Origin of the sequence: Pseudomonas brenneri (genome assembly GCF_007858285.1) — a bacterium.
GTDB classification, from domain to species: Bacteria; Pseudomonadota; Gammaproteobacteria; order Pseudomonadales; family Pseudomonadaceae; genus Aquipseudomonas; species Aquipseudomonas brenneri.
The window spans coordinates 128953-144320 of sequence record NZ_VFIL01000008.1 but is presented as its reverse complement, the minus strand read 5'-3'; the positions used below and the strand labels follow the sequence as shown (position 1 = coordinate 144320).

At 61.1% G+C, this 15368-nt stretch carries 11 protein-coding genes; 2 read left to right on the top strand and 9 right to left on the bottom strand.

Features of this window, described 5'->3' with window-relative positions:
- Positions 1–77: 77 nt before the first annotated feature.
- The 9 genes from FJD34_RS18675 to glnE all read right to left on the bottom strand — a co-directional run bounded on the left by FJD34_RS18675 (position 78) and on the right by glnE (position 10632).
- On the bottom strand, positions 78–392 hold the full coding sequence (locus tag FJD34_RS18675; protein WP_146552249.1) for a hypothetical protein: 315 nt from the start codon (positions 390–392) through the stop codon (positions 78–80).
- A 126-nt stretch (positions 393–518) separates the two neighbouring features.
- Positions 519–1967, bottom strand: a complete 1449-nt coding sequence (locus FJD34_RS18670) for a lipopolysaccharide kinase InaA family protein (RefSeq protein WP_090292812.1) — start codon at positions 1965–1967, stop codon at positions 519–521.
- On the bottom strand, positions 1967–2719 hold the full coding sequence (locus FJD34_RS18665; protein ID WP_032862110.1) for a lipopolysaccharide kinase InaA family protein: 753 nt from the start codon (positions 2717–2719) through the stop codon (positions 1967–1969). The genes FJD34_RS18670 and FJD34_RS18665 overlap by 1 nt, the downstream gene beginning before the upstream one ends.
- Entirely contained in the window at positions 2716–3450 is a 735-nt protein-coding gene (locus FJD34_RS18660) for a lipopolysaccharide kinase InaA family protein (protein WP_065942898.1), read from the bottom strand. The genes FJD34_RS18665 and FJD34_RS18660 overlap by 4 nt, the downstream gene beginning before the upstream one ends.
- Positions 3450–4256, bottom strand: coding sequence for a lipopolysaccharide core heptose(I) kinase RfaP (gene rfaP / locus FJD34_RS18655; RefSeq protein ID WP_032862113.1), 807 nt, complete (start codon positions 4254–4256; stop codon positions 3450–3452). Before rfaP ends, FJD34_RS18660 begins: the two co-directional genes overlap by 1 nt.
- Complete coding sequence (locus tag FJD34_RS18650) at positions 4256–5377, bottom strand: glycosyltransferase family 4 protein (RefSeq protein ID WP_065942899.1); 1122 nt, start codon at positions 5375–5377, stop codon at positions 4256–4258. The genes rfaP and FJD34_RS18650 overlap by 1 nt, the downstream gene beginning before the upstream one ends.
- Positions 5377–6438, bottom strand: a complete 1062-nt coding sequence (gene waaC, locus FJD34_RS18645; protein WP_032862116.1) for a lipopolysaccharide heptosyltransferase I — start codon at positions 6436–6438, stop codon at positions 5377–5379. The genes FJD34_RS18650 and waaC overlap by 1 nt, the downstream gene beginning before the upstream one ends.
- A gap of 1 nt (position 6439) precedes the next feature.
- Positions 6440–7474, bottom strand: a complete 1035-nt coding sequence (waaF, locus tag FJD34_RS18640) for a lipopolysaccharide heptosyltransferase II (protein WP_032862117.1) — start codon at positions 7472–7474, stop codon at positions 6440–6442.
- 218 nt (positions 7475–7692) lie between these two features.
- Positions 7693–10632 (bottom strand): bifunctional [glutamate--ammonia ligase]-adenylyl-L-tyrosine phosphorylase/[glutamate--ammonia-ligase] adenylyltransferase, encoded by a 2940-nt coding sequence (gene glnE / locus FJD34_RS18635; RefSeq protein WP_032862118.1) that lies wholly within the window; start codon positions 10630–10632, stop codon positions 7693–7695.
- A 383-nt stretch (positions 10633–11015) separates the two neighbouring features.
- Here glnE and aceE point away from each other — a divergent pair, with 383 nt between their 5' ends.
- Both aceE and aceF read left to right on the top strand, forming a co-directional pair.
- Positions 11016–13661 carry a pyruvate dehydrogenase (acetyl-transferring), homodimeric type gene (gene aceE / locus FJD34_RS18630; protein WP_032862120.1) on the top strand — a complete coding sequence of 882 codons (2646 nt, stop codon included), beginning with the start codon at positions 11016–11018 and terminating at the stop codon, positions 13659–13661.
- 11 nt (positions 13662–13672) lie between these two features.
- Entirely contained in the window at positions 13673–15316 is a 1644-nt protein-coding gene (aceF, locus tag FJD34_RS18625; RefSeq protein ID WP_090292810.1) for a dihydrolipoyllysine-residue acetyltransferase, read from the top strand.
- Positions 15317–15368 lie beyond the last annotated feature (52 nt).

The following is a 15368-nucleotide window of genomic DNA, read 5'->3' as shown; positions in this document are numbered from 1 at the left end:
GACATTACCTACAAACCATCAGCAAAATAACTACATAGCAAACAACAAAACGAAAGCCCCATGCAACTTTCAAGCAATCACCTGTTGTCGCTTGATTGCACCCAATCACCATTCGGTCCAGCCACTATTTCAAAGTCTATAGGCTCCCGATAGGGATCACCGAGATTTACATATCCACCGCTTCCCTTACCATCAGAGGCCGTTGGCTGCCACTCCTGGGTTTCAGCACTGAAATACTCGGCATCATCGCCAGCAGTAGGGTCCAGCGGATTACGAGAACCCGACTGCACGTTATCTATTGGCCGAACAGGGTTCACGGGATCTATTGGTTTGTTTTTATTAGCAAGATCATTATAAAAAGAAAATGAGGGGGAACCAGTAATTGATGTCATTTGCACACTCCCAAGATTAAGTCACCGGACACTTGATGAAATTATCCAGACAGACAAACCCACCAAGTACCGGCACAACTTATTAACCCCGAGAAATAAAGTCCAGAGTGCAACTTAGTCAAAACATTAATCAGGCGCGATCCCCTTGGGCAAACGCTGATCAATTACCCGGTAAAGCGCGCTACTCTCAGGCCAATTGCGCATAAACCGCGCGCGATCCTTGGCAAACGCCGGGGCGAAACTGCCTAGGGATCCATGCTGGCACATCGAGTCCAGGTCAATCATCACCCAGCGCCCCTCCTGCCAGAACAGATTGCGTCCCTTGAAATCACCATGACTGATCCGCTCACGAATCAGTTCGCCAAACAAGCGCTCCAGGGCCAGCAGTTCAGGCTCGGGCACCTCGCCGTTTTCCACGTACGGCGCCAGATGCTCAATCAGGTCCGGCCCGGTCAAGTGTTCCGTCACCAGGTAAGCCCGGCTGCGCAGCCAGAAAAACCGCCGCTCCAGGAGTGCCAGCGGCTTGGGCGTGGCGATTCCCAGGAACGCCAGGCGGTTGCCTTCGCACCAGGCGTGCCAGGCGCGGCTTGGTCGCCAGAAGCGCTTGAGCCAGTGGGCAAAGCCCTTGATATTGTAACGCTTGATCACCAGCGGACGGCCCGCGACATCCACCCCGGCCACCGTGGCCGAGGCGCCGGCCTTGTACATTTGGCCCTGGTCGATAAACGCATCGACCTGCGCCAGTACCGGCAGCAGGGTCGCTTCTTCTTCACGACGAATCGCCCGCAGCCCAAAGGCCCCGCGCACGACACTGAACAAGGTACATTCGCGGCCAACCTTGCCCAGGAAGTCTTTCAGGCGCCAGGCCCGGACTTTGCGCACCTGCTTTTGCAGGGCTTCAAGGGGCAAGGCGTGCTCGCCATTGCTTAACAGGTAATGCACCAGCAATTCTTCGGTAAACGGCTCAAGGTTGCTCGGCAACTGGGCAAAAAACACCCCGAGGTTTTCCAGTACCCGGTTGCGTGACAGGGGGTTCCCCGCCTGTTCGACGCAGATCCCGCCACCATCGATCAAATACAGTTTTTCGCCCCGGCGCATCAGGTTGTCCAGGTGCAGGTCTTCCTGCCACAGGCCCTTGGCGTGCATCTGTGCAATCGCGCCCAGCGCTTCGGCCAACACAGCCTGCTGCTCATCCGCCAGAGGCGGCATGGTTTCAACAGCCGCCCAGGCCTCAGCCAGGCTTTGAGCGCCTTCGAGAAATTCGAACAGCAGCCAGCCGCCCTCACCGTCTTGCAGACCGTCAGCCAGCAACAGCGGCGTGCTCAGGCCTTGTTCGGCCAGCAGGCGCACACCCTGGAGTTCACGCTGGAAATGCCGGGCCGCGCTGCCACCCACCAGCAACTTGGCCAGCACCGGCCGGCCGCGCCAGATAGCCGCGCCCACATAACGCTGGCCCGGCAACACCCGCAGCAGGCTCAGCAGTTGCAATTGCCCAGGCCCCGCCGCATCCGCCAACTCAATACTCAAGGGCAGCGCAGGGGTGCGCCCGGCGTTTTTGAGTTCAGACAGGCGCATCAACGGGCCTCCTTGTGACTGCGCCGACCCGCCAGGAGCTGCGCCCAGTTATCGACCAACGAGCTATCCAGAGGCTGATCGAGGTAGGCCGCCAGAAACTGTCGTACTTGCTCTTGCGACCACGCCCCGGCGCGGCGCAGCAGCGGCTCAAGGTCCTTGACCCGATCGCGCCGGCCCAGCAACAGCGGCCGGGTTTTTTCCAGGTCGATCAACTGCGCCGCGTAACCGTCGCCGGTGGCCTGCAGGAAGATATGCTTGGGGTAAAAACAGCCATGCACCTGGCCGACGCCATGAAGCTTGCGCGCCAATTGGCCGCAGGCCACGAGGATTGCGCGGTGCTGGGCGTCGCTCAGGGTCGGCCACTGTTCCAGCAGTGAATCCAGGTCATTCCAGCCATCCAGCGCGCGGGTCAGCAACAAGGCGCGGTATTCGCCGGCGACTTTGCGCTCCCCATAAAAGGCCGCCTGCAAGGCCGGGATCGCCTTCTGCCGATAGCGGCTAATGTTGCGAAACTCACGGGCAAAGGTCGGCTCGCCCAACGGCCGATGCAGGGTGCGCGTCAGGTAGTTGCTCTGGCGCTTGAGGTAAAAGCCACGGCCTTCCAGCTCCAGGCGAAACACGCTGCTCCAGCCGCCGCGACTGGTGTTGGGCTCATCCACCGCATCCAGTTGCCTGGCCCACAGGGCATCGAAATCAGCCAGGCCATGCCGTTCCAGCAAGGCCCGGTCTTCAGTTGCCAGGAAGTCGTTCATTCGCGTCCCTCGAAAAACTTCAGCACATGGCGAATCCGTTGCTTGTCCGACACGTTCAAGTGCTTGCGCCGACAATATTGCATGTAGAAACGCAGGCGTTGGGTGGCCGACAGATGGTATTTGGCGACCTTGTCCAGGCACGCCAGGTCCTTGGTGATCCGGTACTTGAGCCAGAACCCGCGCCAGAAGTCGCCGTTGGGGCAGTCGATCAGGTACAGGGTCTGCTGGTCGTCGATCAGCAGGTTGCGCCACTTCAAATCGTTGTGGGTAAACCGCTGGTCGTGCAGGGTCCGGGTGTATTCGGCGAGCTGGCGACTGACCTTGTCGACCCACACCGGGTCGGACAGTTGCGGATCCTTGCGCTCGGCCAAGGCTGCCAGGTCTTCGGTCCTGGGCAACTCGCGGGTGATCATCGCCCCACGGTCATAGGCCAGGCCCTTACGCTCCAGGCCCCAGGCCACGACTTCGGCGGTGGGAATGCCCCACTTGGCGAAGCGCTTGAGGTTCTGCCACTCGGACTTGACCCGTGGCTTGCCCAGGTAACGGCGCAAGCCTTTGCCGGCGCCGGTGTAGCGCTTGACGTAATAGTTGACCCCGCCGCGCTCTACACGAATCACTTCGGACAACGGGTCGCGGGTCAGCCGCTCGCCTTGCAGGGCAAACACTGCGTCGAGGCTACCAAAATCGTCCACAAGCTCCGAGTAAGCAGGTTCCAGGTTCCAACCCGCCATCAGAGCGCGCCTCCGTACCGGACTTTGCGGTCATAGAGCTTGCTGGCCTTGCGCTCCAGCCACTGCAGCAACGCGCCTTCTTCGGCCAGGATCTGGCGCAGGGGTTGCTGGAAGTAGTCTTTGAGGAAGCGCAACTTGTCGCGGCGGGTCAGGCCGATATCCAGGATCGAGAAATACAGGGCCGCCAGGTCCTTGTTGCGCCAGCGCTGGCTGATGCGCGGCCGCACCTGGGCACGGTGCAGGTCGATCACCGAGAGTTTGAAGTCATCGGCCGTCACCGGTTTGTCGGTGTGCAGCAGGAAATGGCAGATGTAGCAGTCGCGATGGTTGACGCCCGCGCGGTGCATCATCCCGGTCATGCGCGCTACTTCGGCAATCAGCGCGCGCTTGAGACGCGGCTCTGGCGGTTGCTTGAGCCAGTCCATGCTCAAGTCTTCCAGGCTGATGGTCGGCGCCAGCTCTTCGGTGACAATAAAGGAATGCTGGTCGGCCGGGTTGGCGCCGCGTTCGCCGTAGGCCACGGCGGTCATGGTCGGTACGCCAACTTCGTGCAAGCGCTGGATTGCCTGCCACTCCTGCCCGGCGCCCAGCACCGGCAATTTGGCGGTGAACAGGTTCTTGAAGATTTCACCCCAGCCGATGCCACGGTGGATTTTCACAAAGTAGCCGCGCCCATCCACCTCGGTACGCAAGGTGCGACGGGCTTCCAGTTCACGGTAAACCTCGCCGTCCAACAGCTCGACTTCGGCGAACGCATCGCGTCCGGCCCAAAGGCTTTTGAACGGTTCGGCAAGAATCAACTTCATCAGTGTTGCTCCGCCAGAATTACATCCGCAGCGTGCTGCGGCATGCTATAGAGGTCGGCCGTCTCGGCGAAGGCCAGACCATTGCGGCTCCAGGCCGCACGTTGCTGCTGATCACCGAGCATCCCGGCCAGGTAGTGGTTGAGCTGGGCCTGTTCGAACGGCTCGTCCAGCACGCGCCCGCAATCAGCCTCGCTGATGTAATGGGCATACCCGCACACTGCCGTGACCAACACCGGCAACCCGGCCACCACTGCTTCGAGCAGCACAGTCCCGGTATTTTCGTTGTACGCCGGGTGAATCAACAGGTCGGCGCCCAGCAGAAAACGCGGGATATCACTGCGCCCTTTGAGGAACTGCACATTGTCGCCCAGGCCAAGGGTAGCACTCTGCAATTGGAATACTTTGGGGTCGTCCTGGCCAATTACAAACAGGCGGGTGCGTTTTTTCAGATCCGCGGGCAGTGCGGCCAGCGCCTTGAGGCTGCGGTCCACGCCCTTGGTCTTGAAGCCCGAACCGATCTGCACCAGCAGCAAATCGTCGTCCGCGAGGTTGAATTCGGCGCGAAACCCCGCACGAATCTCGGCCGCATTCGGCGGCGCCCGACGATCCTGGGCAATGCCCGGCGGCAACAGGTGGAAGCGCTCAAGCGGCGTGTCGTAATGCTTGATAAACAGCGGCTGCTGGACCTCGGAGATCATCAGGACTTCAGTCTTGGCGTCCTTGGCAAACACCGCGCGCTCGTACTCGGAAAAGTGCCGGTAGCGACCAAAACTGCGGTACAGCGAGTGGCGCAGGTTTTGCGCCTTGTCTTCAAAACAGCCATCTGCCGCGTAGTACACATCCAGGCCTGGCATTTTGTTGAAGCCGATCAAGCGGTCCACCGGGCGTTTGGCCAGGTCAGCCTGCATCCAGGCGGTCAGCTTCTCGTTGCGGCGGTGGTTGAAGAACGCCTTGACCGGCGCCACCAGCACTTCAAAACCTGGCGGGATGTCGCCTTCCCAGATCAGGGTATAGACACGGATCTGGTGGCCGCGCTGCTGGCACTCAAGGGCGATGCGCATGAAGTCGCGCTGCAAGCCACCAAAGGGGAAATATTTGTACAGAACAAATGCCAGTTGCATCAGTGCAGCTCCTCAGCCAATAACAACGTGCTCAGTCGGCTGGCCACACGCTCAGGGTTCAGGCGAGTAAAGCACAGTGGCCACTCGCGCTTGAGATCAAACCGACGCTGGTCTTCAGCGGTCGGTTGGTAGGTGCATTTTTTTTGCAGGCACGGCGCGCAGGGGAAATCGCTGCCCAAGTGGATCTGCGCCTTGCCATAGGCACCGGTAAGGCCCGGGTTGGTTGGGCCGAACAGGGAAATCGTCGGTACATCCAGTGCAGCCGCCAAATGCCCCAGGCCGGTATCCACGGCGACACAGGCCCGGGCGCCAGCCAGGACGCGCGCCACACCGGCCAGATTCAATTTAGGCAACACTTCGGCGTTGGCCAGGCCTTGGGCCAGGCGCTCGGCACGGGCTTTTTCGGCGGCATTGCCCCACGGCAACTTCACATCCACGCCCAGGCTGCCCATGCGCTCGGCCAGGTCGCGCCAGTAGGCTTCGGGCCAATGCTTGGTGTCCCAGGTGGTGCCATGAAGCAGCAGCACGAATGGTTTTTTCGGCGGCAGGCCCAGCAGTTTTTCGGTGCTCAAGCCGTAATCCCCCAGCCCCTTGGGCAGGTCATAACCCAGGGCCACGGCGAACAACTGGCGCAAGCGCTCAACCGCATGCTGGCCACGGGCAACCGCCAGGCGACGGGAATAGAAACGTGCGGCGATTGGCTCGCGGGCCGACTGCTTGTCGAAGCCGGCCACCGGTGCCCGCACATAGCGGGTCAGCCAGGCGCTTTTGAGCAAGCCCTGGGCGTCGATCACCAGGTCATATTTGGTGGACTGGATCTGCTTCTTGAAGCGCCGCCACTCGCCGCTCTTGAAGGTCTGCCAGAGGTTCTTGCGCCAGCGGCGAATCGCCACCGGGATCACCTTGTCCACCGCCGGATGCCAGGTGGGGATTTCGGCGAAGCCTTCTTCCACCACCCAGTCGAAACGAATCCCCGGAATCGCCCGGGCCGCGTCGGTCAATGCCGGCAAGGCGTGAATCACATCGCCCAGGGATGAGGTCTTGATTACCAGTACCCGCAACTCAGTGAACCTCGACCACGTTGCCCTGCAACCGCTGCAAGGCTTCGGTCACCGGCTCTGGCAGCAATTGGCGCAGGCAATTGTAGTGACCGAAACGGCAGGTGCGGTCAAAACAGGGACTGCAATCGAGGCCCAGGCGCACCACTTCGACCTTGTCGGCCAACGGCGGCGTAAAGCCTGGCGAAGTGGAGCCATACACTGCCACCAGCGGGCGGTTCAGCGCAGCAGCCACGTGCATCAGGCCGGAGTCGTTGGACACCACCGAATCGGCACAGGACAGCAGGTCAATGGCCTCGGCCAGCGAGGTATCGCCACTGAGGTTGACCGCTTCTTCGCGCAGGCCGGGGATCAGGCGCTGGCGGATGTCTTCACCCACCGAATGATCGTTTTTCGAGCCAAACAGCCAGACTTGCCAGCCTTCGCGGATTTTCAGCTCGGCAACCTTGGCGTAATGCTCCGACGGCCAACGCTTGGACTCACCAAACTCGGCACCAGGGCACAGCGCCAGCACCGGCCGGTCCAGGGTCAGGCCGAACTTGGCCAGGGCCGCATCGCGGGTAACCGGGTCGATTTGCAGGCTCGGCCGTGGATACGGCGTCGGCAACTCGGCATCGGGCGCGTAGGCCAGGGCCATGAAGCGCTCGATCATCAGCGGGTAGCGGGCCTTGTCGAGCTTGCGCACATCATTGAGCAAGCCATAGCGGAACTCGCCACGCCAGCCAGTGCGCTTGGGGATGCCGGCGAAGAACGGCACCAGCGCCGACTTCATCGAGTTGGGCAGCAGGATCGCCTGGTCGTACTGGCCGGCCAGGGACTTGCCGATACGCCGCCGGGTCGCCAGCTCCAGCGCGCCATGGCCGAGCGGGAAGCTCAAGGCCTGGCGCACCTCGGGCATGCGCTCCAGGATCGGCCGGCTCCACTCGGGGGCGAGCACGTCGATTTGGCAGTCGGGATGACGCTGTTTCAGGCACTGGAACAGTGTCTGCGCCATCACCATGTCACCGACCCAACTGGGCCCAACGATCAGAATATTCATGTAGTTTCCACAAACGATTCGGGGAGGCTCATGCCTCCCCGCCTCGATATAACTGTAAGACCGTACTCATGTGAGTGCAGGCTTGTGTGGGAGCGGGCTTGCTCGCGATAGCATCGCCGCGGCCTGACTGACAGACCACAGCGCCTGCATCGCGAGCAAGCCCGCTCCCACATAAGTCCTGCTCCCACATCAGCATCGTGTCGCTGTGTTGATCTGGTTCAGTTTAGCCCCAGCTCATGCCAGATCCGTTTCACCTGGCGCCGTTCGTCAGCAAACTGATCCCCGGCAACCACCCCTGCCTCGTTCTGCAAGGCCTGGCGATGGGCCGCCGAGCGATAAGCCTTATACACCTCACGCAACAGGTGGGCATCGGCGGCGGGCATCAGCCCGACCTGCTCCAGGCCTTCCAGGATGCGGATGTTATCGGTATAGCGCAGCAACGATGGATGTTGCGCAGACCACGCCAAAGCGGCGTATTGCACCATAAATTCAATATCGACGATACCTCCGGCGTCCTGCTTGAGATCGAACACCGCCGTGGGCTCGAAGGCATTCGCAGCTGTGCCGGCCCCGGTCGACTTGGTGCCCAGGTTGTCGCGCATCTTGGCGCGCATCTCGCTGACCTCCTGGCGCAGCTTCGCCAGGTCCTGCGTGCGCCCCAGCACCTGCGCCCGCACGGCCTCAAACGCCCGGCCCACGTCCTGGCTGCCAACCAACACCCGTGCCCGCACCAGGGCCTGGTGCTCCCAGGTCCAGGCCTCGTTTTCCTGATAACGGGCAAAGGCCCCCAGGGAGCTGACCAGCAGCCCGGATGCGCCAGAAGGTCGCAGGCGCATATCCACTTCGTACAGCTGCCCGGAGTTGGTCTGGGTGGTCAACAGGTGAATGATCCGCTGGCCCAGCCGGGTAAAGAACTGCGCACCGTCGATCGGCTTGGCGCCGTCGGTTTCGGCTTGCGGATCACCGTCATGGATAAACACCAGGTCCAGGTCCGAACCATGGCCCAACTCGATACCACCAACCTTGCCATAACCGACAATGATAAAACCCGGATCGCACAAGGTCCCGTCCAACCGCTGCGGCGAACCATGGCGGGCGACGGTCTGGCGCCAGGCCAGGGCCAGCACTTGCTCAAGAATCGCCTCGGCGAGCCAGGTCAGGTAATCGCTGACTTTCATCAATGGCAGGCTGCCGGCGATTTCCGACGCCGCGACCCGCAGGCGGTGCGCCAACTTGAAGTGGCGCAAGGCCTCCATCTGCTGCTCAAGATCATCCTCAGGGATACGCGTCAGGCGCTCGCGCAATTCGGCAGCCAACTCCGGCGCCAACGGCGGCTTGAACAGGCGGCCTTCGTTAAGCAATTCGTCCAGCAGCAACGGGAAGCGGGTGATCTGCTCGGCAATCCACGGGCTGGCGGCGCATAGGGTCAACAGCCGACGCAGGGCGTCAGGGTTTTCCGTCAACAGCACCAGATACGCAGAACGTCGGGCAACGGCTTCTACCAGCGGCAGTACGCGCTCCAGCACCAGGTCCGGGTTGGCGTGCTCGACCGCCTGGGCCAGCAGGCGCGGGATGAATGCGTCCAGACGCTCACGCCCCAGGCGCTGCATCGCCCGCAGTTGCGGGCTGCTGCGCAGGCCGGCCAAGGCTTTCAGGGCCTTGGGCGCGTCGGCAAAGCCGCCTTCAGCCAATTGGCGACAGGCAGCCTCTTCATTTTGGGATTCTTCCCACAGGGGCAACCACTCACCGCCCACCACCAATTCGCTTTCTGCACCGTCCTCTTCGTCCGGATCGGCAATCACCTGGCGGAAATGCCAGTCCACCCGGCCACGCCAGTACATCAATTGCTCATGGAACGCGGTCCAATTGGCAAAACCCAGCATGAACGCAATACGCGCCTGGTCTTCATCATTGTTGGGCAGCATCTGTGTCTGACGGTCGGCGATGGCCTGGATCGCATGTTCGGTGTAGCGCAGGAATTCATAGCCACTGCGCAACTCGGCAATCACCGCCGGCGGCAGGTAGCCCTGGCCTTCCAGGGTGCCCAGCACCTTCAACAATGGCCGTTGTTGCAGGCTCAGGTCACGACCACCGTGGATCAACTGGAACGCCTGGGCGATAAACTCCACCTCGCGGATGCCTCCAGCGCCCAGCTTGATATTCTCGGCCATGCCCTTGCGCCGCACTTCCTGCTGGATCAACTGTTTCATGGTGCGCAGCGCTTCGATGGCGGAAAAATCCAGGTAGCGCCGATAGACGAACGGGCGCAACAGATCGAGCAACTGCGCGCCGGCCTGTTGATCGCCGGCCACCACCCGCGCCTTGATCATCGCGTAGCGTTCCCAGTCGCGGCCCTGATCCTGGTAGTACTGCTCCAATGCATTGAAACTGAGCACCAGCGCCCCGGCCGAACCATAGGGCCGCAGGCGCATGTCGACACGGAACACAAAGCCGTCGACGGTCATCGGGTCCAGGGCCTTGATCAGTTTCTGGCCCAGGCGGATAAAGAACTCCTGGTTATCCAGGGCACGCTTGGCGCCCACGGTCTCGCCGCCCTCGGGGTAGGCGAAGATCAGGTCGATGTCCGACGACAGGTTCAACTCCACCGCGCCCAGCTTGCCCATGCCGAGGATGACCATCTGCTGCGGTTCGCCGCTGCGCCCGCCGGTGGGGATGCCGAATTGCGCGCAGTGGCGCTGGTACAACCACTGGTACGCCTGGTCGATGCTGGCGTCGGCCATGTCCGACAGGTCACGGCAGGTCTGCACCAGGTCCGCCTGTCGGGTCAGGTCGCGCCAAATAATCCGCACTTGCTGGCGAGTGCGTTGGCGACGCAGCACGCGGCCCAGTTCTTCTTCTGTTTCAGCCTGCTGCACCGCTGCGGCAATCTGCCCGCACAGTTCATCGGGCGCAAAGCCGCGATCCAGCTCGCCCTTGGCCACCAGTTCGAGCAACATCAAAGGGTCACGAACACTCTGTTCAATGACGAAATCACTGGCAGCGCATACCCGGGAAAAGTCAGCCCAGCGTTGCGGCGTCCACGCGGACAGGCCATGATCGGCCTCCAGCATGGCCACCGCGTCACGAAATGACTGCTCGGCCCTGCTCGCAAATGGCAACAGAATGGCTGGGAGTTCAACCAGCATTGGAAGGCTCATGGTCTATCCTTGATCGGCGCGCAAATGGCTTGTGGCTGTGAACGCAAGAACCGCGCGCGATGAAGGACTGTCGAACAAAAGTTAGAAATAGCTGAAAAAACATTAATTTTGGCAGGCAACATTAAACTTCTACCTTTTCTCGCTCGCAAAAGATCAACAATAACGATTATGCTCACCAGCCAGACCGAGCCATACGCTCAGTCTTGTGTAGTTTTACTACTCGTATATACATTCGAAAGGCTGAAATGGCCGACGATTTGTAGTAAAACTACAGGACGCCGAAGCAACCTTCGGCCATCCAAGAATTTATGTCGTCTGCCCACAAGGCCAGTCGCAAACTTCAGGCAACCGATTCTGGTAGCCTTTCCGCCCTGGAGCAAGCCATGCAAGACCTCGATCCCGTCGAAACCCAGGAATGGCTGGACGCCCTGGAATCGGTTCTCGATAAAGAAGGCGAAGACCGTGCTCACTACCTGATGACCCGTATGGGCGAACTCGCGACCCGCAGCGGCTCGCAACTGCCCTACGCCATCACCACGCCATACCGCAACACCATCCCTGTTACCCACGAAGCACGCATGCCTGGCGACCTGTTCATGGAACGCCGCATTCGCTCGCTGGTACGCTGGAACGCGATGGCGATGGTTATGCGCACGAACTTGAAAGATTCTGACCTGGGCGGTCACATCTCCAGCTTCGCTTCCAGCGCAACCCTGTATGACATCGGCTTCAACTACTTCTTCCAGGCCCCGACCGACGAACACGGCGGCGACCTGATCTACTTCCAGGGTCACACCTCGCCAGGCGTCTACGCCCGTGCGTTCATGGAAGGTCGCATCACCGAAGACCAGATGAACAACTTCCGCCAGGAAGTCGACGGTGGCGGCCTGTCGTCCTACCCGCACCCTTGGCTGATGCCTGACTTCTGGCAGTTCCCGACCGTTTCCATGGGGCTGGGCCCGATCCAGGCGATCTACCAGGCACGTTTCATGAAGTACCTGGAAGCCCGTGGCTTCATCCCCGAAGGCAAGCAGAAGGTCTGGTGCTTCCTGGGCGACGGCGAGTGCGACGAGCCGGAATCCCTGGGCGCAATCTCCCTGGCCGGCCGCGAGAAGCTGGACAACCTGATCTTCGTCATCAACTGCAACCTGCAGCGCCTCGACGGCCCGGTTCGCGGCAACGGCAAGATCATCCAGGAACTCGAAGGCGTGTTCCGCGGTGCTCAGTGGAACGTGACCAAAGTCATCTGGGGCCGTTTCTGGGACCCACTGCTGGCCAAGGACGTCGACGGCATCCTGCAACGTCGCATGGACGAAGTCATCGACGGCGAATACCAGAACTACAAGGCCAAAGACGGCGCGTTCGTACGTGAACACTTCTTCAACACGCCAGAACTCAAGGCGATGGTTGCAGACCTGTCCGACGACGAGATCTGGAAACTCAACCGTGGCGGCCACGACCCGTACAAGGTCTACGCGGCGTACCACGAAGCGGTCAACCACAAAGAACAACCTACCGTCATCCTGGCCAAGACCATCAAGGGTTATGGCACCGGTGCCGGCGAAGCGAAGAACACCGCGCACAACACCAAGAAAGTCGATGTCGACAGCCTGAAGTTGTTCCGTGACCGCTTCGACATCCCGGTCAAGGATGAAGAACTGGAAAACCTGCCGTTCTTCAAGCCGGAGCCAAACAGCGCCGAAGCCCGCTACCTCAGCGAACGTCGCACTGCCCTGGGCGGTTTCGTGCCACAACGCCGCGCACAGAGCTTCGGTGTGCCGACACCAGACCTCAGCACCCTCAAGGCTATCCTTGACGGTTCGGGCGACCGTGAAATCTCCACCACCATGGCCTTCGTGCGGATCCTCGCGCAACTGGTCAAGGACAAGGAAATCGGCCCGCGCATCGTCCCGATCATCCCGGACGAAGCCCGTACCTTCGGTATGGAAGGCATGTTCCGTCAGTTGGGCATCTACTCCTCCGTCGGCCAGCTCTACGAGCCAGTCGATAAAGACCAGGTGATGTTCTACAAAGAAGACAAGAAGGGCCAGATCCTCGAAGAAGGCATCAACGAAGCGGGCGCCATGAGCTCCTTCATCGCTGCCGGTACTTCGTACTCCAGCCACAACCAGCCGATGCTGCCGTTCTACATCTTCTACTCGATGTTCGGCTTCCAGCGCATTGGCGACCTGGCCTGGGCTGCCGGCGACAGCCGTACCCGTGGTTTCCTGATCGGCGGTACTGCCGGGCGGACCACGCTGAACGGCGAAGGCCTGCAACACGAAGACGGTCACAGCCACATCCTGGCTGCCACCATCCCGAACTGCCGCACCTTTGATCCAACCTACGGCTATGAGCTGGCGGTGATCATCCAGGACGGCATGAAGAAGATGACCGAAGAGCAGCAGGACGTTTTCTACTACATCACCGTGATGAACGAGTCCTACCAGCAGCCAGCCATGCCTGCCGGTGTTGAAGAAGGCATCATCAAGGGCATGTACCTGCTCGAAGAAGACACCAAGGAAGCGGCACACCACGTACAGCTGATGGGCTCCGGCACCATCCTGCGCGAAGTGCGTGAAGCGGCGAAGATCCTGCGTGAAGAGTTCAACGTCGGCGCTGACGTGTGGAGCGTGACCAGCTTCAACGAACTGCGTCGCGACGGCCTGGCCGTAGAGCGCAGCAACCGCCTGCACCCTGGCCAGAAGCCAGCCAAGAGCTATGTCGAAGAGTGCCTGGCCGGCCGTAAAGGTCCAGTCATTGCCTCTACCGACTACATGAAACTGTTTGCTGAACAAATTCGCCAGTGGGTCCCGTCCAAGGAATTCAAAGTCCTGGGCACCGACGGTTTCGGCCGCAGTGACAGCCGCAAGAAGCTGCGTCACTTCTTCGAAGTCGACCGTCACTTCGTGGTGTTGGCAGCCCTGGAAGCCTTGGCTGACCGTGGTGAGATCGAACCCAAGGTGGTGGCGGATGCCATCGTCAAGTTCGGGATCAACCCGGAAAAACGCAACCCACTGGACTGCTGAGGAGACTATCTGTGAGCGAGCTCATTCGCGTACCTGACATCGGCAGCGGTGAAGGTGAAGTAATTGAACTGTTTGTGAAGGTCGGCGACAAAGTCGAAGCCGACCAGAGCATCCTGACCCTGGAGTCGGACAAGGCGAGCATGGAAATCCCTGCTCCCAAGGCCGGCGTGGTCAAAAGCCTGAAAGTGAAGCTGGGCGACCGCTTGAAAGAAGGCGACGAACTGCTTGAGCTGGAAATCGAAGGTGCCGCTGATACGGCCCCTGCGGCGGCCGCTCCTGCTGCTGCCCCGGCTCCCGCTGAAAAGCCTGCCGCTGCTGCCGAGGCCCCAGCGGCCCCGGCTGCTGCACCTGCCGCCGCCGCTACCGTCCAGGACATTCACGTTCCGGACATCGGCTCGTCGGGCAAGGCCAAGATCATCGAGCTGCTGGTTAAAGTCGGCGACACCGTCGAAGCCGACCAGTCGCTGATCACCCTGGAGTCCGACAAGGCCTCCATGGAAATCCCATCGCCGGCTGCCGGCGTGGTGGAAAGCATTGCCGTGAAGCTGGAAGACGAAGTCGGCACTGGTGACTTCATCCTCAAGCTGAAAGTAGCGGGCGCTGCGGCTCCTGCTGCTGCCGCTCCAGCCGCCGCTGCTCCGGCCGCCAAGGCTGAAGCTGCACCTGCTGCTGCCCCGGCGCCTGCGGCAAAAGCCGAGGCCGCTCCGGCCCCGGCTGCTGCCCCAGCACCAAGCGGTGCCAAGACCCATGCCGGTCCTGCTGTGCGCCAACTGGCCCGTGAGTTCGGCGTCGAGTTGAGCGCAGTCAGCCCAACCGGTCCGCACGGTCGTGTGCTCAAGGAAGACGTACAGGTTTACGTCAAATCCATGATGCAAAAAGCCAAGGAAGCTCCGGCTGCCGGCGCTGCTACCGGTGGCTCGGGCATTCCGCCAATCCGCACCGTGGACTTCAGCCGCTTCGGCGAAATCGAAGAAGTGCCGATGACCCGCCTGATGCAAATCGGCGCAGCCGGTCTGCACGCCAGCTGGCTGAACATTCCGCACGTGACTCAGTTCGACCAGGCCGACATCACCGACCTGGAAGCTTTCCGCGTTGCGCAGAAAGCCGTGGCCGAGAAGGCCGGCGTGAAACTGACCGTACTGCCACTGCTGCTCAAGGCCTGCGCGCACCTGCTCAAGGAACTGCCGGACTTCAACAGTTCGCTGGCACCCAGCGGCAAAGCGATCATTCGCAAGAAGTACGTGCACATCGGTTTTGCGGTCGACACCCCGGATGGCCTGCTGGTACCGGTCATCAAGAACGTCGACCAGAAGAGCCTGCTGCAGCTGGCTGGCGAAGCGGCTGCACTGGCTGCCAAGGCCCGTGACAAGAAGCTGACTCCGGACGACATGCAAGGTGCCTGCTTCACCATCTCCAGCCTCGGGCACATTGGCGGCACTGGCTTCACGCCAATCGTCAACGCGCCGGAAGTGGCGATCCTCGGTGTCTCCAAGGCCACCATCCAGCCAGTCTGGGACGGCAAGGCCTTCCAGCCGAAGCTGATGCTGCCGCTGTCGTTGTCCTACGATCACCGTGTGATCAATGGCGCGGCCGCTGCACGTTTCACCCAGCGCCTGAGCCAGTTGCTGAACGACATCCGCACGATCCTGCTGTAACCCAACGGGCCTCCCCTTCACCGGGGAGGCCTGGCTGCACCGATTTCCGAGC